The organism is Piscibacillus sp. B03, from assembly GCF_052246295.1.
Classification (GTDB): Bacteria; Bacillota; Bacilli; order Bacillales; family Alkalibacillaceae; genus Piscibacillus.
In genome coordinates, this window is sequence record NZ_JBQQCO010000002.1 from 166,123 (window position 1) to 187,400 (window position 21,278).

A 21,278-nucleotide genomic window follows, 5' to 3' on the forward strand; every position below is an offset into this window, starting at 1 on the left:
ACGTAAACGTTATGACAGCTATTAAGTATGAATTGATTAAAACATGTAAACAAACAGGTGCGCGTCTTGGGCGTGTGACAACCCCACACGGTTCTTTTGAAACTCCAGTATTTATGCCTGTGGGCACATTGGCAACAGTAAAAACAATGGCTCCGGAGGAATTGAAGGACATAGGGGCGAATATAATATTATCGAACACTTATCATTTATGGCTACGGCCTGGTGAAGATATTGTGGAAGAAGCGGGTGGACTGCATAAATTCATGAACTGGGATGGATCCATTTTAACTGATTCTGGTGGCTTTCAGGTATTTAGCTTAAGCGATATGAGAAAGATTGAAGAAGAAGGTGTTCACTTTAGGAATCATTTAAGTGGCGAGAAGCTATTTCTATCGCCAGAAGGTGCTATGAAGATTCAGAATTCATTAGGTTCTGATATCATGATGGCCTTTGATGAATGTCCACCGTATCCAGCGACTCGCGATTATATGAAGTCATCAGTTGAGAGGACAAGCCGTTGGGCAGAACGTTGCCTAGAAGCTCATCAGAAGCCGGGTCAACAAGGGTTGTTTGGTATAGTACAGGGTGGCGAGTATGAAGATTTAAGAAAACAAAGTGCCCAGGATTTATTGTCACTTGATTTTCCGGGTTATGCCATTGGTGGGTTATCAGTTGGTGAGCCAAAAGATGTGATGAACCGAGTGTTGGAGTTTACGACACCACTACTTCCAAACGAGAAACCTCGTTATCTAATGGGAGTTGGGTCACCAGACTCATTAGTTGATGGTGCAATCCGCGGGGTGGACATGTTTGATTGTGTTCTTCCAACACGTATTGCCAGAAATGGAACTTGTATGACGTCAACTGGTCGTCTAGTTGTTAGAAATGCTAAATATGCGAGAGATTTCACGCCATTAGATGAAAATTGTGACTGCTATACGTGTCGAAATTACTCAAAAGCATACATCCGTCATTTAATTAAAACAAATGAAACGCTAGGATTAAGGCTTACGACTTATCATAACCTGTACTTTTTGGTAAAATTAATGAGTGATGTGAGGGAAGCCATAAGAGAGGATCGTTTAGGCGATTTTCGCGATCAATTTTTTGATCAATATGGTTTTAATAAACCTAATGCAAAGAATTTCTAGAAAGGAGGGACATCAATGGAGATTTTAGGAAGTCTATTACCCATAATTCTATTTATCTTATTGTTTTGGTTAATTTTAATTCGTCCGCAACAAAAGCGTCAAAAGCAAGTTAGAGAGATGCAAACGAACTTACAAAAGGGAGATCGTATCATAACGATTGGTGGTCTTCATGGTACTGTACATGCTTTAGATGAAGGTACACTTGTATTAGAAGTACATGATGGAACGAAACTTACATACGATCGTTCAGCTGTGCGTGAAGTCGTTCAGTCAAGCTAATAAATAGGCGATGTTAAAGAAAGATTTAACTGTGCCAAGAATAAAGAGCCGACTCTATTAAGAGCGGCTCTATTTTTATAAGGTAAGAAAGCATCAATTTTTAACTTAGCTCTTCGCCGAGTAATCGTAAGCGCATGACGCGCCCGTAATTAGTCGGGCGCTTGAGCTTTTCTTATATCAACTCTTTTTAATATTAACCCCGAACATTCCTCCAACAACTGCAGCTAGTACAAAAATCAAGAAGTATAATGTCTGGTTAGAGTACATCCAAGCATCTTGCGCCAGAAATTGATATAAAATAATACCTATTACATAAATAACCCCAATGATGGATCCTGTTAACCAACCCTTTTCTTCTGTCCTACGCCCGCCTATAAAACCACCAACCATTAAAATGAGAACACTAATGATGAAACTTAACCATTGAAAACCAGAACTTGAAAAGTCCATAAAATTAACTAGTAGAGCAATGATTAGACTACCTAATAACATTAATCCGATGACAGTGACAACACCAATAAAACTCGCTTTCATTCGTTCTCCCATAGCGATACCTCCTTAAATTTATACGCCCATTTGGCAACTTGTCTAATATAAAATATGCATGTTTGACCAAGAAAAGACGTATTTATTTGTAAGGGAGAAACCGTAAAGGGGATATTGTTTATGGAAGCGATGATTGTTGTAACAATTTTTGTGATTAGTTATGTTTTTTTATTGTTGGACAAGATTAATCGCGCTTTAATTGCAGCTACTGGCGCGGCACTAATGGTCTTATTTGGTGTTTTTTCTTGGGATGAAGCTCTGTCTTCTTATGTGGATTGGAGTACTATAGCATTACTATTTTCAATGATGGTAATGATATCTATTACTCAAAGAACAGGTATATTTGAATTTATTGCATTATGGATGATTAAAAAGGTAAGTGGAAAGCCAGTTGCATTATTCTTTTGGATTGGAGTCTTAACAGCAGTCGGTTCTGCTTTATTAGATAATGTAACGACTGTTTTATTGCTTGTGCCTGTCCTTTTGCATATGATTCGTCAACTCAATCTGCGTGCCTTTCCTTATTTAGTTAATGTCATTATTAGTTCTAATGTTGGTGGAACAGCAACGATGATTGGAGATCCTCCAAATATTATGATTGGTCAAGCAGTTCCATACTTTGATTTTCTAGATTTTCTAATTCATTTAGGTCCAGTTGTTATTGTTATTCACTCAATTACAATGTTTTTACTTTATTTAATGTTTAAAAACTCATTAACTAAAGGTAATGGAATTGATTTAGAGTTTGTTAAACAGTTAAATCCTAAAGAATCGTTAAAAAGGACGCCCTTGTTATATCAGTCTATTACGATATTACTTTTAACGATGTTTGCTTTTACCCTACATGGGTTTCTACATATCGAACTAACCACGATTGCCATAATGTCCGCGCTACTCATGCTATTAATTTCTGAGAATGACGAATCGAGTGAAGTTGTGTTTCAAAAAGTGGAGTGGACGACCTTATTTTTCTTTGTTGGTTTATTCGTGCTTGTCGGTGGTTTAGAAAAAGCAGGTATAATCGACCAGATTGCTTATACTTTTATCGATTGGACAGAGGGCGACGCGTTCACTTCGTCATTAGTGATTTTGTGGTCTGCAGGATTGTTATCAGGTTTTGTAGACAACATTCCGTATGTAGCATCAATGATTCCTGTTATTGAAGAATTTGAATCTTTTGGTGTACAACCGATTGATCCGTTATGGTGGGCACTTGCTTTAGGTGCTTGTCTTGGTGGAAATGGTTCATTATTAGGTGCTTCAGCTAACGTTGTTGTTGCAGGGATTGCTAGTACTCAAGGAGAGAAAATTCATTTTATTAAATTTATGTTCTATGGACTAATTATTGTGTTATTATCATTAGTTATTTCAACCGTTTATATCATGATTCGTTATTTCTTATAAAGTATACTCTTTGCCTTCCAGGTTAAACTAAACCGTAACATAAATAAAGGATGGCAAACATAATGGAAGAGATCTGGTCACTTGCATTAAGGACTCTAGGTATTTACATTGCAATTTTTATAGTGTTTCGTCTAATGGGTAAGAGAGAAATTGGTGAGCTAAGTGTAATGGATTTGGTGGTATTCATTCTTTTAGCAGAAATTGCAATCTTTGCTGTAGAAAATACAGACCAACCATTTCTGTTACAACTAACACCAATGGCAGTCTTACTAATTGCACAACTAATTAGTGCCTATGTGTCGTTAAAAAGCCCGAAAGTTAGAGAATTCTTAGATGGTCGTCCATCGATTATCGTTAAAAATGGGAATATAGATGAACGTGAGATGAAAAAGCAACGATACAACATGGATGATTTATTAGTTCAATTAAGGGAAAATGGAATTATTGATATAGAGAAAGTGGAGCTTGCCATTCTTGAGACGAGTGGCAAGCTTTCTGTGTTTGAAAAAAAAGACAACCCACCGTCAGCTATTGAGCCAATTATCATTGACGGTGAGTTGCAAGATATTGCATTAGAGGAATTCAATCTAACAGAAGAACAATTCTTTCAAATGTTAAAAGAAAAAGGAATACATGATATTAAACATATTTCATTAGCCCAAATAGGACCTAAGGATAAACTATTTCTTGATTTTAAAGATTAGCGTTTACTACGCTTTTTTAGTTGATCCCATTCTTCTTTGGAAACGATTTGTAAGACAATTAATCCAATGAAGTAAACGATAAATAATATTGCAATTGCTGCAATTAATGGAATGACGTTTGTTTCAGTTGTCCATAGGTCTTGAAGTTTTTCACCTATGATGTAAATAATTATTAATAACCCAACCATTCTTACAATTAAGGTGAAAGGCATCTTGAAATATATGGTCTTATACAAAGTGATGAAATGTAATAAAGTGACAACCAGGATGCCAACAATTATTGAAATGACAACCCCTTCAATACCAAATGAAGGTTTTGTTGCGAGCAACCATAAAGTGGAAAGCTTAACAATCGAACCAATAAGACTATTGATCATGGCTTGCTTTGCATAATTTAAAGCTTGTAAAGCAGCTTGAAGTGGCGCTTGAAAATATAACAGTAAGAAAAAAGGTGCCATGAACGTGAGAAACTGTGTGCCTTTAACGTTATCATAGAGTAAGTCTAGTATTGGATAAGCGAATAACATAAACACAATTGTTACCACACCGCCTGAGGCGTAAGATAGTCTGAGTGCTTGTCTGATTCGATAATGTACTGAATTCTGGTGATTAAGCGCGTTGAACTCACTGACAGATGGGATGAGTGCAACCGATAAAGAATGTGTTATAAATGTTGGTAATAATAATAGGGGTAACACATAACCCGTTAACTGGCCATATGCGGCTGTACTTTGTGCAACAGTGTAACCAGCAATCACTAAGCTTTGTGAGACAAAAATCGGTTCCAAGAAATAAGTGACGGAACCAATTAATCGAGTACCAGCTGTTGGTAGTGCAATCGTCATAATTTCATTAAATGTGTGTCTTAATCGGTCTAGATGTTTTTTGACAAATATGGAGACAGGTCTCTGCTTATCTGTTTTGAAGCAGTAATACATGAATCCTAATGAAGCAAGTTCACCTAAGACAACTGCGAACATGGCACCACCTGCTGCATAGCTAACCCCGTATGGCAACATGATTTGAATAAACAAGAAGACTAGTCCAATTCTAATGACTTGTTCTATGACTTGAGCCATTGCTTGTGGTTTCATGTTTTGCATACCTTGGAAATAACCTCTTAACACAGAAGAAACTGCTATAATTGGAATAATTGGGCTAATCATTATCATTGGAATATAAGTTCGTTCATCCAGTAATAAATGTTTTGATACAATTGGTGCAGCTAGAATAAATAGGATTGTCAGAATAACACTAAGACTAATTGTGATTGAGAATGATAAGAACAGAATACGTCTTACTCTGTTTTGGTCATTATGAATCGTTGCTTCTGCAACTAATTTAGAAACAGCAACTGGTATTCCAATTTGTGACAATGTGATCATTAAAAATAGGGCTGGAAGTGCAAGCATGTACACCCCAACACCTTCATCACCTAATAATCTGGCGAGCACAATACGGTTTATGAAGCCTAATAAACGGCTAATCATACCAGCAACAATTAATATTAGAGCACCTTTAATAAATGTTTGTTTTGACATTTTAAATGCCTACCTTCTCAAAAAGATGAAAATTCGGTACAATAATGTATATGCTGAAAGATGTACAAGTCATGACACTGACTTTCAGTTTGTGAAGGGGGATTTTCACTTGGAACCAATGGTGCAGCATGTAGACGTATGGAAACCATACATAAGCGAAGTGTTAGAAAGTAAAGTAAGTGAACTAGAATTATTAGGTTATAACGGAGTTAATAAGTACGAAGTATGGGAATGTTTAAAGAAGAAAGTATGGAAAAAGGAACGTGAATTACCATTGTTCCAGGTAGTACAAGATATATTACATTTGAACGGTAGTGTCTATATGAGTTATTTAACGGTTGAAAGTCAACAAGCTAGTGATTTAATGGCACAAATTGAAGCATTAAATAAAGCAGATAAATAAAATTATTGACCAGGAAGGTTAGGGGGACATACGTATGGGTAGAAAGGGCAGAATAACAGCCTTTTTTCTAATTGTCATCATACTAGGTGGCATTATTGGTTCTACAACCAATACAATCGCTAAAGATATACCACTAGGTTTAGATCTTCAGGGTGGTTTTGAACTGTTATATGAAGTGGAGCCACAACAAGAGGGACAAGAAGTTACTGACCGAATGCTTGATGCGGTTGTGCAATCCCTTTATCAACGTGTTGATATCCTAGGGGTAAATGAGCCAAGAATTAATATTGAAGGGAATGACCGGATAAGGGTCCAGCTTGCGGGTGTTGATAACCCAGACCAGGCAAGGGAAATACTTGCGACAACGGCGAAACTTTCCTTTAGAGATGTTAACAATGAATTATACTTTGATGGTTCACAAATTGTACCAGGTAGTGCACAACAGGATTTTCATCCGGATACGAATATGCCTGTTGTTACGTTTCAATTGAACAGTACGTTTGAAAACAATGAATATGAGAATTTGTACGATGCTTCTTCTAGTATTCTTGAAAAATATGGACCTGATGGCCGGATGGTTGTGTGGATGGACTACGAAGAAGGCGATACATTTGACGAAGAAATCAATAAATCTGATCAAGGAAAAATATTAACTGCTCCAGGATTTAAAGATGGTAAACCTATAGCAGGATCAGACATTATGATTGATGGAATGGAATCCATTGAGGAAGCCAAACAATTAGCAGACCTATTAAATGCAGGTTCACTACCAGCTGATTTAAATGAAATTTATTCAGTTTCAGTTGGGGCTCAGTTTGGTGAGCAAGCTTTAAATAAAACAGTTTTTGCTAGTATTATAGGTGTTTTACTCATTTTCCTATATATGATTGCGTATTATCGATTCCCAGGAGTAATTGCATCTATTACGTTAACAGTATATATCTTCTTAATTTTATTAGTCTTTAACATGATTAATGGTGTCCTAACTTTACCGGGTATTGCAGCACTCGTACTAGGTGTTGGTATGGCGGTCGATGCGAACATTATTACTTATGAACGGCTAAAAGAGGAACTAAAAGCTGGTAAATCAACACTTGCGGCTTTTAATGCAGGTAATAAACGCTCATTAGCTACTATTTTGGATGCGAACGTAACAACATTATTGGCTGCCATTGTCTTGTTTATCTTTGGTACTAGTTCAGTTAAAGGGTTCGCAACAATGTTAATCATAAGTATCATATTAAGCTTTATTACAGCTGTATTCTTAACTCGTCTTCTACTAGGTCTATGGGTTAAGAGTAAATTCTTAAATAAACGTCCAAAGTGGTTTGGTGTTAAACCGAACGAAATTCTTGATATTTCCAAAGGTGAAGAGGTTAAATCACATTTATTTGGAAAGTCGTTTGATTTTGTGCAACATCGTAAGAAGTTCTTTATCATTTCAATTACATTGGTCGTAATTGGTGCAGGCTTCTTACTATTTAGAGGATTAAACTTAGGTGTTGACTTTGTTAGTGGTTCACGTGTAGAAGTATTAGCTGATCAACCGCTAACGACAGAACAAATAGAAGAGCAGTTCAATGATTTAGGTTTTGAACCAAAACAGGTCGTTCTAGCTGGTGATAATCAAGAAATTGGAACTGTAAGGTTAGATGTTTTAGAAAAAGAAGAAATTGCAGAAATCAATTCTCATTTTGTAGAGTTATATGGTAATGAACCTAATATAAGTACCGTTACACCTAAAGTAGGTAAAGAGTTAGCAATGAACGCTGTTAAAGCAGTATTATACGCTTCAATTGGAATTATTATTTATGTGGCGTTTAGATTTGAAATGTTCTTTGCCGTGACGGCCATCATAGCATTGCTTCATGATGCGTTCTTCATCTTAGCGTTATTTAGTATTTTCCAATTCGAATTTAGTGTCGTGATCATTGCTGCTATACTCACCATAGTGGGTTATTCGATTAACGATACAATTGTTACATTTGATCGGATTAGGGAGAACCTACGCTTAGAGAAACGAGTTAAAACGTTTAAACAATTAGCTAGCGTCGTCAATAAGAGTTTAATGCAGACATTAGCTAGAAGCTTTAACACAGTTATTACGGTTGTGTTTGCTGCATTAATGTTATTTATATTTGGCGCACAAGCCATTACGTACTTCTCGTTCGCATTAATTGTTGGGTTAATTGCTGGTACTTACTCTTCATTATTCCTAGCTGCACAGTTATGGTTAGTATGGAGAGGTAAGAATATTGAAGATAAACCTGTTGATTATAGGAAGAAGAAAAAGCCAGAAGGACCACAAGTCTAAACACTAATGAGAAACTGCTTCTATAGTTGTTGATAACTAGAAGCAGTTTTTTGTTTATCTGTATAAATATTTAATAAAATACAGTTGTTATATTCGTAATACTCATATTTAGTCGATATAATAACTATACAAGTTTTATAAAGGAGATGATGATTCATGAAACAACAATCATGGATTGTAATGTCATTAGTTTTCGCTCTTATTATTGCTGTTTTTGCTATTATAAACGTTGAAACAGTAGAAGTAGACTTTTTATTTATGACAACCAATGCTCCACTAATTTTAGTTATATTATTATCTGTATTAATGGGAGCACTTCTAATTGTTGGATTTAGTTTCTCAAAAATTTATCAGTTACAACGTGAAGTGAAAGCGTTGAAAAATGAAAAGAGTGAGTATGAACAAGCTAGTCTAACTAAAGAAGAAGCGGTACAAAATAAAACTGAAGTAAACAAGGAGAAGTTTGAGGTAGATGAACAAGAAAAAAATGAATAAATAATAAACGTCATTGATACCCCTGATGAGCTCTAGTATAATGAATCTCGTTAGGGGTGTACTTATGCTAGAGAGTAAAATGAAATGGGTATTACATAAGGTTGAGAATATACCAGAGATAGAATTACCATTTTCGAATGTAATCAAGCGAATGCTTGTTAAAAGAGGTATTAATACAACAGAAAAAGCAAATCAGTTTTTGCATGCGAGTCTTGATGATTTGCATGATCCTTTTTTGTTTACAGATATGGAAATAGCTGTTCAGAGAATTAGAAAAGCTATTGAACATAATGAAGATATATTAATATTTGGAGATTATGATGCCGATGGAGTAACGTCAACGACGGTTTTAGTCAAGACCTTACGACAATTAGGTGCAAACGTTCATTACTATATTCCAAATCGATTCACTGAAGGTTATGGGCCGAATGAAGATGCATTCATGGAAGCCCATAAAGCAGGAATTGACTTAATTATAACAGTTGATACCGGAATTGCTGCTCCAAATGAAGCAAGACTAGCAAAGCAGCTAGGTGTCGATTTAATCATAACTGATCACCACGAAGAACAAGACGAAATTCCTGAAGCACTTGCGATTATTCATCCGCGTTTGTCAGAGTCATATCCATTTGATTATTTAGCAGGTGTTGGTGTGGCATTCAAATTAGCACATGCGTTATTAGGTGAATTACCTGAAGAATTACTAGCATTAGCTGCTATTGGAACTGTTGCGGATCTTGTACCACTTAAGGATGAGAATAGAATCATCGTACGCAAAGGGCTTGAAGTACTTAAAAATACCAATGACGCAGGGCTAAAAGCATTGAAGACTATTGGTAAAATAGATGATCAAGTAACTGAAGAATCAATTGGTTTTATTATTGGCCCGCGTTTAAACGCAGTTGGAAGATTACAAGATGCCACATTAGCTGTTGATTTATTGCTTGAAGATGATGATTTCATTGCGGCAGATATGGCTCAAGAAATTGATGAACTGAATAAAAAACGTCAAAAGATTGTCTCGAATTTAGTTGAGGAAGCTGTTGATGAGATTGAGAGCAAATTTGCGAACGATAAAGTCATATTAATTGCAAGAGAAGGTTGGAATCCTGGAGTATTAGGAATTGTCGCATCGAGAATTGTAAATCAATACCATCGTCCAACTATTGTACTTGGAATTGATCCAGAAAAAGGTGAAGCAAAAGGTAGTGCGAGAAGTATACCTGCTTATGATATATTTAATAATGGTATGAAACTTCGCCATTTGTTTTTACAATTTGGAGGACATGCACAAGCGGCAGGAATGACCGTTGCAGTCGATCAAATTGATGAATTGAGGCAAGCTCTAAATGAACAAGCTAAAGAACTTTTAACTGAAGAGGATTTTCAACCCGTTTTAGAGGTTGAAGATGAAATCTCTTGGGACGAAATTGACTTTAATTTCCCTAGACAGTTGACTCATTTAGCCCCTTACGGAATGGGAAATGAAAAGCCATATTTTCAGTTAAATGGGTTAACATTAATTGAAGCTAGAAAGATAGGGGCTAAAAAGAACCATGTTAAAATAAGTGCTTTAAATGGGGCAGAGAAAATTGATATGGTAGGGTTCCAAATTGGTGATGTAGCAGATTATCTATCACCAGGGAGTTTAATCGATGTTGTGGGTGAAATCGAAATTAATGAATGGAATGGGCAGCAAAAGCTACAATTGAAACTAAAAGATATTCGATGTCTTGAAACACAAGTTTTCGATTATAGAGGTAAGAAACTAGAATATTTAAATCTTCCAAAAGACGCAATTGCGATTAGCTTCAAAGGGGATATAAGTCATATCGATTTGAAGGTGTTGGATTATACTAAAGTTAAAAATAATCTTTCAGAATACATTCAAGACTATTCAAAAATCGTATTTGTTGATCTACCTAACACACTTGAAGACCTTGAGGAAATACTGAAGATAAAGTTATTCAAAAATGTTTATGCGTGTTTTCAGAACGAAGACGATCAATTTTTTACATCAAGACCAAGTAGGGAGCATTTTAAGTCATTATATAAAACCCTTACCCAACACAAAATAATAAGTGAACGTCAAAAGTCACAATTAGCTCAAGCTAAAGGTTGGCATATAAAACAATTAGAATTCATGCTTCAAGTGTTTTTTGAATTAAATTTTGTTACAATGAAGAATGGTGATATTCAATTAAATTCAAATGTTGAACAACAACCGTTAACAAATTCAAAAACTTATAATGAACAGTTGCAGAAGATTGAGGTTGAAAAAACGTTATTTTATTCTACATACGATGAGCTTAAACGTTGGTTTATGGAGAATATGCAGCCTCAGTCGAAGGAAGGAGAAGTTGTACATGGATTATAAAGAGTACATTACAATTGTAGAGGATTGGCCAAAAGAAGGAATTAAATTTAAAGATATAACAACTTTGATGGATAACGGAAAAGCTTTTAAATCAGCAGTAGACGAAATCGTCGAGTATGCCCGAAATCGTGACGTTGATATCGTTGTAGGTCCTGAGGCTCGTGGTTTTATTGTAGGGTGCCCAGTATCATATGCTTTAGAAATTGGGTTTGCTCCAGTGCGTAAAGAAGGTAAATTGCCACGCGAGGTTATAAAAGTAGATTATGGTTTAGAATATGGTGAGAATGTCTTAACAATCCATAAAGACGCGATTAAACCTGGACAAAGAGTTCTAATTGTTGATGATTTATTAGCTACAGGTGGAACGGTAGAAGCATCCATTGATTTAGTTGAACAATTAGGTGGAGAGGTTGCAGGTTGTGCTTTCTTGATTGAGCTAACTTATCTAAATGGCAGAGATAAACTTAAAGATTACGATCTTCTAACGTTAATGCAGTACTAATGCATATACCGGCTGGTCTCATCAATAGAGCCAGCCGGTATTATATACTTTATCTGTTTTTTGACTTTACAATTTTCGATAAATTATTAATAATAAAACAAAACCTTTATATTTCTGGACGAGAATTTTAGGGGCGACTAGGTGATTGTATGGCAAAACATCCAACTAAAACAATTGAAGAAGTACTACAAGATGCAAGCCGCTATTTAAATGAAGAACATACGGCTATGCTTCGTCGTGCATATCAATATGCTGATGAAGCTCATAAGGGACAAGTACGTAAATCTGGTGAAGCTTATATTATTCACCCAATACAAGTTGCTAGTATTTTAATAGAGCTTGAAATGGATCCTGCTACGATTGCAAGTGGCTTTTTACATGATGTGCTTGAAGATACAGACGTAACTTTTGAAAATCTAAAAGATGAGTTTAGTGAAGAGGTTGCTCTTTTAGTAGATGGCGTAACCAAATTGGGAAAAATTAAATACAAATCTAAACAAGCGCAACAAGCTGAAAATCATCGAAAAATGTTTGTGGCGATGGCCAAGGACATTCGTGTCATTTTAATTAAATTAGCAGACCGTTTACATAACATGCGCACTTTATCTCATTTACCTGAAGAAAAGCAAAGACGTATTGCCAATGAGACATTAGAAATTTTTGCACCCTTAGCTCATCGCTTAGGTATTTCAACAATCAAATGGGAATTAGAAGATACTTCTTTACGTTATTTAAACCCTCAGCAATATTATCGTATCGTTCATTTAATGCGACAGAAGAGAGAAGAGCGTGAACAATACATTGAACAAGTAATAGATGAGATTAACTCACAACTTGGTGATGTTAATATTACAGCTGAAATCTCTGGTCGCCCGAAGCATATATACAGTATTTACAAGAAGATGGTACACCAAAAGAAAAACTTTAATGAGATTTACGATTTATTAGCTGTTCGAGTGATTGTAAAAAGTATTAAGGATTGTTATGCCGTATTAGGAATCATTCATACATGCTGGAAGCCTATGCCAGGTCGCTTTAAAGATTATATTGCGATGCCGAAGCCAAACTTATATCAATCACTGCATACTACCGTGATTGGGCCAAAGGGTGAGCCACTAGAAGTTCAAATTAGAACGCATGATATGCATGAAATCGCTGAATACGGGATTGCTGCTCATTGGGCTTATAAAGAAGGTAGTACAAGTGCAGACAAGCAAGAAGATATGTCACGTCAACTTGCTTGGTTTAGAGAAATTCTAGAATGGCAAAATGAAACAAATGATGCAGAAGAATTTATGGAATCATTAAAGGTAGATTTCCTATCTGATATGGTCTATGTTTTCACTCCAAACGGTGATGTTATTGAGTTGCCAAGAGGTTCGGTTCCGTTAGATTTTGCTTATCGAATTCATACTGAAGTTGGCAATAAAACCATTGGTGCAAAAGTTAACGGCAAGATGGAACCACTTGATTATAAACTTAAGACGGGTGACATTATAGAAATGTTAACGTCTAAGCATTCATATGGCCCGTCAGAAGATTGGTTAAAGGTAACACAAACATCACAAGCTAAAAATAAAATAAAACAATTTTTCAAAAAGCAACGACGAGAAGAAAATGTTCAAAAGGGTAAAGAAGCTGTTGAAACTGAAATTCGTAATTTAGGCTTCCAACCAAAAGAAGTGCTAATTGAAGAAAATATTCAATTAGCCTTAGACCGATTTAACTTTAATAATGAAGAAGATTTATATGCGGCGGTTGGGTATCAAGGTGTAACAGCACAACAAGTGGCAAACCGAATTACAGAAAAACTTCGTAAACAAGAAAAAGCAACAGACCTTGAAAATACAATTAAAGAAGTTCAGCAAGAGGTTGAAAACAGACGTAGACGCTCTTCTGGTTCTGGTGTTTTTGTTAAAGGTATCGATAATTTACTTATTAGATTATCAAGATGTTGTAACCCTGTTCCGGGTGACCAGATTGTGGGTTTTATTACTAGAGGGCGAGGCGTTTCAGTTCACCGTGCAGATTGCCCGAATATTGTAAATGAAGATGAATCAAGATTTATTGAAGTAGAATGGGATCAGCATAATAATCAAAAAAGTTATAGTGTTGACTTGGAAATTTCAGGTTTTGACAGAAGTGGTTTATTAAATGAAATTTTACAAGCAGTAAATGAAACCAACACAAGTATTACGGCTGTGAATGGCAAATCAGATCGAAATAAGATGGCAACCATTCACCTAACCATATTAATTCATAATGTAGAACATCTTAAGAAAATTGTTGAACGAATTAAACAAATCAAAGATGTATTTACCGTACAAAGACAGATACATTAAGGGGTCAGATAACAATGAGAGCCGTTATTCAACGTGTAACTGAAGGTTCAGTTACGGTAAATGGAACAACAACTGGACAAATCGATAATGGATTAGTGGTTCTTTTGGGCGTCACGCATGAAGATACAGAGAAAGATTTAAAGTTTATGGCTGATAAAGTATCTAATTTAAGAATATTTGAAGACGAACAAGGCAAAATGAACTTATCTGTAAAAGATATTGGAGGAAAAGTTTTATCCGTTTCACAGTTTACCTTATACGGAGATTGCCGTAAGGGACGACGCCCTAACTTCATGCAAGCTGCTAAACCTGATTTCGCAAGTGATATGTATGTGCAATTTAACGAACTTATTCGTGAACAGGGATTAGAGGTTGAAACGGGTGTGTTCCAGGAATACATGCAAGTTTCAATAATGAATGATGGTCCTGTTACATTAATTTTGGATTCAAAGGAATAAATATCTTGACAGAATGATAAATGCGTCTTATGATAAGTAAAACATTTAAATAGTGAAAGCCAATGAAGGAAAAAGTAGTAAAGGCTAAACTTTACAGAGAGGGTTTATCAATAGGCTGAGAATAAACCTATTCGTTAACTTTACGAAAGACATTCCGGAGGTGCCGCATCGAACCGATTGTAGTAGGTGATGGCCGCTAAAAAGCGTTACATAATGAAGTGAGAATGGTTGAACAAAACCATTCTAATCAGGGTGGCAACACGGGTAAACTCGTCCCTATCAAAGAATCAGGAAAATTCTTTGATAGGGGCTTTTTTAATTATAAAATGATTTTGAATTTTAAGGAGGAGCTTTATGAATATTCATGTACCAAGGGGAACAGAAGATTTATTACCAGAAGCAACTAAAAAGTGGCAAGTCATTGAAGAGAAATTGAATCATTTAGCTCAAATTTATAACTATAAAGAAATTAGAACACCTATTTTTGAACGAACTGAATTGTTTCAAAGAGGTGTTGGTGATACGACTGACATTGTGCAAAAGGAAATGTATACATTTGAAGATCGTGGAGGGCGCAGTTTAACGTTAAGACCAGAAGGAACGGCTTCTGTAGCACGTGCATATGTACAACATAAAATTCACGGCTCTCCTGAACAGCCAACTAAACTGTACTATATTGGTCCTATGTTTCGTTATGAGCGACCACAACAAGGTCGTACAAGACAGTTTACACAGTTTGGTATAGAAGCAATTGGTAGTGCTAAACCGGCTATTGATGCAGAAGTTATGGCGTTTGCAATGGATTGTTATCAAGCATTAGGTCTTAAATCATTAAAGCTTGTTATCAATAGTCTAGGTGATAAGGATAGTCGCGAAGCTCATCGTAATGCATTAATTGAGCATTTTAAACCAGTAAAAGATGACTTATGCCAAGATTGTCAAAGTCGTCTAGAGAAAAATCCATTGAGACTATTAGACTGTAAAGTAGACCGTGATCACGAAGCGATGAAGACAGCCCCATCTATTTTAGATTATTTAAATGAAGAATCTTCAACTTATTTTGAACAAGTAAAAAAGCACTTAGATGCAATGGGAATTGCTTATGTAGTTGATGAGACATTAGTGAGAGGGTTGGATTACTATACTCACACTGCATTTGAAATTATGAGTGAAGCAGAAGGATTTGGGGCAATTACTACTCTTTCTGGTGGTGGCCGATACAGTGGTTTAATTGAAGAAATTGGCGGGCCAGATATATCAGGTATTGGTTTTGCCCTAAGTATTGAACGTCTATTAATGGCACTTGATGCTGAAGGTGTTCAATTAGATCAAGATGAAAGTATTGATTGTTATGTCATCGCTATTGGTGATGAAGCTAAATATACATCTTCCAATATAGTGAACCAACTAAGAAAAGAAGGTGTCAAAGCTGATCAAGACTATCTTGATAAAAAAGTTAAAGGTCAATTCAAAGCAGCTGATCGCTTAGGAGCGACTTATGCCGTTATCATTGGTGAAGAAGAAATTGCAAACGGCGTGGCTAATGTTAAGAACTTAAAGACAGGTGACCAAAAGACCGTTGAAATTAAACATATCCCTAAAGAAATAAAAACTGGATTTTAAGGAGGCATCAAGATGCAAAGTCGTACACATTGTGGAACTATTACAACAAAACACGTAGATGAGAATGTTTTATTAAAAGGTTGGGTGCAAAAGCGCCGTGACTTAGGCGGTTTAATCTTTGTTGATTTAAGAGATCGTTCTGGCATTGTTCAAGTCGTTTTTAACCCGGATGTTAATCAAAAAGCATTAGAAGTGGCAGAGTCATTAAGAAGTGAATTTGTTATTGAGGTTAAAGGTGTTGTTAAGAAGCGTGAAGAGTCAACCATTAACCCGAAAATGCAAACAGGTGAGATTGAAGTTTTAGCAGATGAAGTTAACATTTTAAATAAATCTAAAGCACTTCCAATTAAGATTGAAAACAATACAGATGCAACAGAAGAAATTCGCTTAAAATACCGCTATTTAGATTTGCGTCGTGGAGAGATGCAAGAAACAATGAAGTTACGTCACCATACATCTCAAGCTTTACGTCGTTACTTAGATCAGGAAGGTTTTTTTGAAATGGAAACACCAATGCTGACGAAAAGTACACCTGAAGGAGCTCGTGATTACTTAGTACCTAGCCGAGTGCACCCAGGCGAATTCTATGCATTACCACAGTCACCGCAACTATTTAAACAGTTATTAATGGTTTCAGGTTATGAACGTTATTTCCAAATCACAAGATGTTTCCGTGATGAAGACTTGCGTGCAGACAGACAGCCAGAATTTACGCAGTTAGATATTGAAACATCTTTTATGGATCAAGAAGAAATTATGGCCATGACTGAAGATATGCTTACATCTGTTGTAAAAGAAGTTAAAGGCATTGACGTTCCTAAACCATTCCCGCGTATGACTTACGATGAAGCGATGGAACGTTATGGTTCAGATAAGCCAGATACGCGTTTTGGATTAGAGCTAGTTAACGTTAGTGATGTTGTTTCAGATAGTGGGTTTAAAGTATTTAAAGGCGCTGTTGAATCTGGTGGCAAAGTTAGTGCTATTAATGTAAAAGGTGCAGCTGGGCAATTCTCTCGTAAAGATATCGATAAATTAACTGAGCATGTAGCAGTATATGGAGCAAAAGGCTTAGCTTGGATGAAAGTTGATGGAGATAGTTTTACCGGGCCAATTGCTAAGTTTTTTGATGAAAATGAAGTTACACAATTAACTGAAAAACTAAATGCTGAAGACCAAGATTTATTATTATTTGTTGCTGACCAAACCAATGTTGTAGCTGACAGCCTTGGTGCTTTAAGACTTAAATTAGGTAAAGAATTAGGCCTAATTGATGAGTCACAATTTAACTTCTTATGGGTTACAGATTGGCCATTATTTGAGTATGATGAAGATGAAGGTAGATACCATGCGGCTCACCATCCATTTACGATGCCACAAGTTCAAGATGTTGAAAAATTAGAACAAGACCCAGCAAATGTCAAAGCTCAAGCATATGACGTTGTGTTAAATGGATTTGAATTAGGTGGGGGCTCATTACGTATTTACGAAAAAGAACTTCAAGAAATAATGTTAAAAACACTTGGATTTAGTGAAGAAGAAGCACAAGAACAATTTGGTTTCTTACTAGAGGCATTAGAATTCGGCGCTCCACCACATGGTGGTATTGCTTTAGGACTAGACCGTTTTGTTATGATTTTAGCTGGCAAAACCAACTTAAGAGATACAATCTTATTCCCAAAAACAGCTTCAGCATCAGACCCATTAACTGATGCACCATCAGCTGTAAGCCATTCTCAGCTCGATGAATTGCACTTAAAGTTAATTGGAAAGGCCAGCGAATAAAGGAAAAAAATACATCGATTTTACTACTTGTCCGAGCTTGAATCAGTTTAGCTAATATGCTATTATTTAATTACACAAACAAATGAACACAAATGAACACAAACAATCCTAATGTGTACGTTGATCTTCACATGTTTTGACCGAACACTTATAGAAAAGGGAGCCTGGTGTTTTCGCGCAGCGTAAATGCCTCAGCGAGGACTTACAAAACGCGAAACAGGGCACCCACCTGCGTAGAGCGGGTTCAAAACTATAATCAGATTGACGGCACAATTGGGATTGTTGTACATATTGTACGTCAAACGCCATTCGTAATGAGTGGCGTTTTTTAGTGGTATAACAGAGCTAGCGCTTTTCTGGTTCTATACTAAATGTGGTGGTGTCCATTGTCACAACAATTATGTTGAGAGATTGATGATTGAACCGTTGGTTTGTGACTCGCTATCGGCGGACGCTTGCCGTGGGCACGGCTTCAGCTAACTGGGGAAAGAAATACGCTTTCCCCAGTGGATCTTCAGCTCGTGCTGTTCCCACTGGCGTCGCCGCCTATCGCTCGTCACATTCTCATCTGTATAAAAAGATGAGGTTGAACATCACATTCAAAACAAAAAAATACACTCATTCGCCATCTCTTGTTATCTTAAAGTCGACGAAAACACTAGAAAAAAAGAGAGGCGATATGATTGATATGGTATAAAATCATTTGAAAGGTTGCGTCGAAGGTTTTATGGCACCAATTGATGCTACAATCATTCAATAAAGCATCTATAACAGAATAAAGAGCATAAAACCACTTTTGTGTTAGGTGAGCCGCACTAAGCGGAATCAAAATGCGTAGACTCCTGCGGTAACAGCACAAGTCTCGAGACCCCACAGGCCCCGCTCTTTGGGCCGAGGAGGCTCGAGCCGTGCCCGCGGAAAGCGAAGCATTTTGATGGAGCGATGTTAAATATAATCATTAAAATGATAAAAAGTGGATGGTGTAAATTTTACACCACCATATTTGAAATGGAGCCTTTTCTTAGTACACTTTTTATGAGGAAGAATTCTCATATATAAGGAAAAATTTAAATTTATGAGGAATTTTTTAATTTTACAAGGAAAAATCAGATTTTATGAGGAAAAATTCTAAATATATAAGGAAATTCTTAATAAAATAAAAACTGCCCTTTGAATAGGACAGTTTAAAAGATCGCGAAGTGAAGTTTCATTAATTTACTTCGCGATTTGTTGCAAATTTCCGTTTTTCTCCATTTTGAACGTCGGGGACGACAAAGACGAATCATCGTCTAGCACGACCATTTTTCTTGCACGCTCCATAATCGAGATAAAGGTTTGATAATCCTCTTGTAAGGATTGATATTCATTATGCATTTTCTCAAGCTCGCGTTCTAAGGTGTCTTTTTCACCTTTTAATCGTTCATTTTCTTCTTTTAATTTTTCAACTTCTTGAGTGCTCATTCTTATGTCATTAGACTTAAGCTTTTGTAATTGAGCAATGATCGAATCTATCGATGGGTGCTCTTGAGTTGAAGTGTAAGTAGGTTTGCGTTGAACAGTTTTTAAGTTTGAAGTCTCTTTAAGTTTATGTTTTTCAGCTTGCTTACGTTGTTTTCGTTGTCTTTTGGCTAAATCTATTGCTTTTTCATAGTTTTGTCGAACTTCCGCATTCCAACGAAAACCGCATGCTGCAGCTGTACGATTTAATTGATCTCCAACTTCCTCAAAAGCGTTTAACTGCGTGCTACCTTCACGAATGTGGCGTAGCACAGTTTCAGCTAGTAATAGATCGTCTTCATGAGACCATGCATCCTGTCGTACTTTTACCACGATTTTCATCTCCTTTTATATTTGATAGTTTTCTATTTCTATCATGTGCAAATTAAAAACAATATATACATATAAAAAATTATAGTTATTAATTTTGCGAGATTTTATAATTTAGAGTCGTGTTTACAGTTCGCAAACTTCCTCTTAAATATAGTAAAATAGGAAACTATAGGAGTTTTGTCTAACTAAAAGGAGAAGGTTTATGCTATATCAAGAGCCGTTAGCTTATCGTATGAGGCCTGAGAAAATAGAAGAAGTAGTGGGGCAAGATGAAATTGTAGGTCCTGACACACCATTATATAAAATGATTCAAAAAGGATATGTTCCTTCTATGTTATTATATGGTGAACCTGGAACAGGTAAAACATCTTTAGCATTCGCTATTTCAGGTTCTACTAATAAAGAATTTTATGCTATAAATGCCACAACTGCAGGTAAAAAAGATGTTGAACGCATTATTAGTGAAGCGAAAATGACAAACGATGCGATTTTGTTTATAGATGAGATCCATCGATTTAATAAGAGTCAACAAGATTCATTGCTTAAAGCATTAGAAGAAGGCGTCATCACACTAATTGGGGCAACGACAGAAAACCCATTTCATAGTGTTAACCACGCAATCAGATCAAGGTGTGGTCAAATAAAACAGTTAAAGCCTTTAGACCGAAAAGCCATTATTCAATTATTAAAACGTGCTTTAACGGATGAAGAGAAGGGTTTAGGCGAAATGAATGTCAAAATGGATGATAGCCTATTAACCTCAATAGCTGAAACAACTGGTGATGGGCGTACTGCTTTATCATTGTTAGAAGATATTGTGTATGCGTCAGATGAGACAGATCAAGGTATAGTCGTCACAAAAGAAACAGTTGAATATTGTATAAAGAATAAAGGTTTTTCTCATGACAACAAAGGAGATATTTATTACAATTTATTATCTAGCTTTCAAAAAAGTATTCGAGGTAGTGATGCGGATGCAGCTTTATATTACCTCGCAAGATTATTAGAAGGTGGGGACTTAGAAGCCATTTCGCGTCGGTTGTTAGTCATCGCATATGAAGATATAGGTTTGGCTAACCCACAATTATGTGCACGCGTACTTCCTGCGATTCAATCAGTTGAACGTTTAGGTTTACCTGAAGCTAGAATTCCACTATCTGTTGTAACCGTTGAATTGTGTTTATCACCTAAGTCAAACACCGCCTATAAAGCGTTGGATAAAGCTATTAAACATGTTCAAAAAGTGGCGACCGAAGATGTTCCTGACCACTTAAAAGATACGCATTACCAGGGGGCTAAAGACTTAGGACATGGTGAAGAATATAAATACCCTCACAATTACCCAAACAGTTGGGTTTATCAAGAATATTTACCTGATTCCATTCGTCATATGTCATATTATCAACCTAATGACTTAGGTGAGGAAAAGAGATATAAAAATGTGCATGAGAAATTAAACCAATTAAAACAACAAGAACGAAAGAAGAAGTCCTAAACATTTAGAATGCACACAAAGCGTCTTCA

At 36.1% G+C, this 21,278-nt stretch carries 18 protein-coding genes, 1 other RNA gene and 1 other annotated feature; of the genes, 16 read left to right on the forward strand and 3 right to left on the reverse strand.

Annotated features, from left to right (window positions below):
- Positions 1-11: 11 nt before the first annotated feature.
- Both tgt and yajC read left to right on the forward strand, forming a co-directional pair.
- Entirely contained in the window at positions 12-1,151 is a 1,140-nt protein-coding gene (tgt, locus tag ACTWQB_RS02500) for a tRNA guanosine(34) transglycosylase Tgt (RefSeq protein WP_443137604.1), read from the forward strand.
- 15 nt (positions 1,152-1,166) lie between these two features.
- Positions 1,167-1,430: a preprotein translocase subunit YajC gene (yajC, locus tag ACTWQB_RS02505; protein WP_443137605.1), complete on the forward strand. Its 264-nt coding sequence runs from the start codon at positions 1,167-1,169 to the stop codon at positions 1,428-1,430.
- Between the two features lie 177 nt (positions 1,431-1,607).
- Here the strand turns inward: yajC and ACTWQB_RS02510 are convergent, their stop codons facing one another.
- Complete coding sequence (locus ACTWQB_RS02510) at positions 1,608-1,976, reverse strand: TIGR04086 family membrane protein (protein ID WP_443137606.1); 369 nt, start codon at positions 1,974-1,976, stop codon at positions 1,608-1,610.
- A gap of 120 nt (positions 1,977-2,096) precedes the next feature.
- Between ACTWQB_RS02510 and ACTWQB_RS02515 the strand changes: the two genes are divergently transcribed.
- Together ACTWQB_RS02515 and ACTWQB_RS02520 are read left to right on the forward strand one after the other, a co-directional pair.
- The gene (locus ACTWQB_RS02515) at positions 2,097-3,380 is read left to right on the forward strand and encodes an ArsB/NhaD family transporter (protein ID WP_443137607.1); all 1,284 of its coding nucleotides are present in this window, start codon (positions 2,097-2,099) and stop codon (positions 3,378-3,380) included.
- A 62-nt stretch (positions 3,381-3,442) separates the two neighbouring features.
- On the forward strand, positions 3,443-4,084 hold the full coding sequence (locus ACTWQB_RS02520; RefSeq protein ID WP_443137608.1) for a DUF421 domain-containing protein: 642 nt from the start codon (positions 3,443-3,445) through the stop codon (positions 4,082-4,084).
- Here the strand turns inward: ACTWQB_RS02520 and spoVB are convergent.
- Positions 4,081-5,625, reverse strand: coding sequence for a stage V sporulation protein B (gene spoVB, locus ACTWQB_RS02525; protein ID WP_443137609.1), 1,545 nt, complete (start codon positions 5,623-5,625; stop codon positions 4,081-4,083). The genes ACTWQB_RS02520 and spoVB overlap by 4 nt on opposite strands.
- A gap of 118 nt (positions 5,626-5,743) precedes the next feature.
- On the opposite strand from spoVB, the gene ACTWQB_RS02530 reads away from it, so the two are divergent.
- The 11 genes from ACTWQB_RS02530 (at position 5,744) to ACTWQB_RS02580 (ending at position 18,621) form a co-directional block, all read left to right on the forward strand.
- Positions 5,744-6,028 carry a post-transcriptional regulator gene (locus ACTWQB_RS02530; protein WP_443137674.1) on the forward strand — a complete coding sequence of 95 codons (285 nt, stop codon included), beginning with the start codon at positions 5,744-5,746 and terminating at the stop codon, positions 6,026-6,028.
- A gap of 34 nt (positions 6,029-6,062) precedes the next feature.
- Positions 6,063-8,342 carry a protein translocase subunit SecD gene (gene secD, locus ACTWQB_RS02535; protein WP_443137610.1) on the forward strand — a complete coding sequence of 760 codons (2,280 nt, stop codon included), beginning with the start codon at positions 6,063-6,065 and terminating at the stop codon, positions 8,340-8,342.
- Between the two features lie 156 nt (positions 8,343-8,498).
- On the forward strand, positions 8,499-8,837 hold the full coding sequence (locus ACTWQB_RS02540; RefSeq protein WP_443137611.1) for a LapA family protein: 339 nt from the start codon (positions 8,499-8,501) through the stop codon (positions 8,835-8,837).
- Positions 8,838-8,901: 64 nt separating this feature from the next.
- Positions 8,902-11,214 carry a single-stranded-DNA-specific exonuclease RecJ gene (gene recJ / locus ACTWQB_RS02545; RefSeq protein WP_443137612.1) on the forward strand — a complete coding sequence of 771 codons (2,313 nt, stop codon included), beginning with the start codon at positions 8,902-8,904 and terminating at the stop codon, positions 11,212-11,214.
- Positions 11,204-11,716, forward strand: coding sequence for an adenine phosphoribosyltransferase (locus ACTWQB_RS02550; RefSeq protein ID WP_443137613.1), 513 nt, complete (start codon positions 11,204-11,206; stop codon positions 11,714-11,716). Before recJ ends, ACTWQB_RS02550 begins: the two co-directional genes overlap by 11 nt.
- Before the next feature lie 149 nt (positions 11,717-11,865).
- Positions 11,866-14,058, forward strand: a complete 2,193-nt coding sequence (locus ACTWQB_RS02555; protein ID WP_443137614.1) for a RelA/SpoT family protein — start codon at positions 11,866-11,868, stop codon at positions 14,056-14,058.
- A gap of 14 nt (positions 14,059-14,072) precedes the next feature.
- Positions 14,073-14,516, forward strand: coding sequence for a D-aminoacyl-tRNA deacylase (dtd, locus tag ACTWQB_RS02560; RefSeq protein WP_443137615.1), 444 nt, complete (start codon positions 14,073-14,075; stop codon positions 14,514-14,516).
- A 53-nt stretch (positions 14,517-14,569) separates the two neighbouring features.
- Positions 14,570-14,797 (forward strand) — a binding site (T-box leader).
- A 73-nt stretch (positions 14,798-14,870) separates the two neighbouring features.
- Positions 14,871-16,139: a histidine--tRNA ligase gene (gene hisS, locus ACTWQB_RS02565; RefSeq protein ID WP_443137616.1), complete on the forward strand. Its 1,269-nt coding sequence runs from the start codon at positions 14,871-14,873 to the stop codon at positions 16,137-16,139.
- 12 nt (positions 16,140-16,151) lie between these two features.
- A complete protein-coding gene (gene aspS, locus ACTWQB_RS02570) occupies positions 16,152-17,924 on the forward strand; it encodes an aspartate--tRNA ligase (RefSeq protein ID WP_443137617.1) in 1,773 nt (590 codons plus the stop codon).
- A 102-nt stretch (positions 17,925-18,026) separates the two neighbouring features.
- Positions 18,027-18,208: non-coding RNA, 6S RNA (ssrS, locus tag ACTWQB_RS02575), on the forward strand.
- 134 nt (positions 18,209-18,342) lie between these two features.
- Positions 18,343-18,621, forward strand: a complete 279-nt coding sequence (locus tag ACTWQB_RS02580; RefSeq protein ID WP_443137618.1) for a hypothetical protein — start codon at positions 18,343-18,345, stop codon at positions 18,619-18,621.
- A gap of 518 nt (positions 18,622-19,139) precedes the next feature.
- Here the strand turns inward: ACTWQB_RS02580 and ACTWQB_RS02585 are convergent.
- Positions 19,140-19,754 carry an RsfA family transcriptional regulator gene (locus tag ACTWQB_RS02585; RefSeq protein ID WP_443137619.1) on the reverse strand — a complete coding sequence of 205 codons (615 nt, stop codon included), beginning with the start codon at positions 19,752-19,754 and terminating at the stop codon, positions 19,140-19,142.
- 202 nt (positions 19,755-19,956) lie between these two features.
- Here ACTWQB_RS02585 and ACTWQB_RS02590 point away from each other — a divergent pair, with 202 nt between their 5' ends.
- On the forward strand, positions 19,957-21,249 hold the full coding sequence (locus ACTWQB_RS02590) for a replication-associated recombination protein A (protein ID WP_443137620.1): 1,293 nt from the start codon (positions 19,957-19,959) through the stop codon (positions 21,247-21,249).
- Positions 21,250-21,278: the final 29 nt, after the last annotated feature.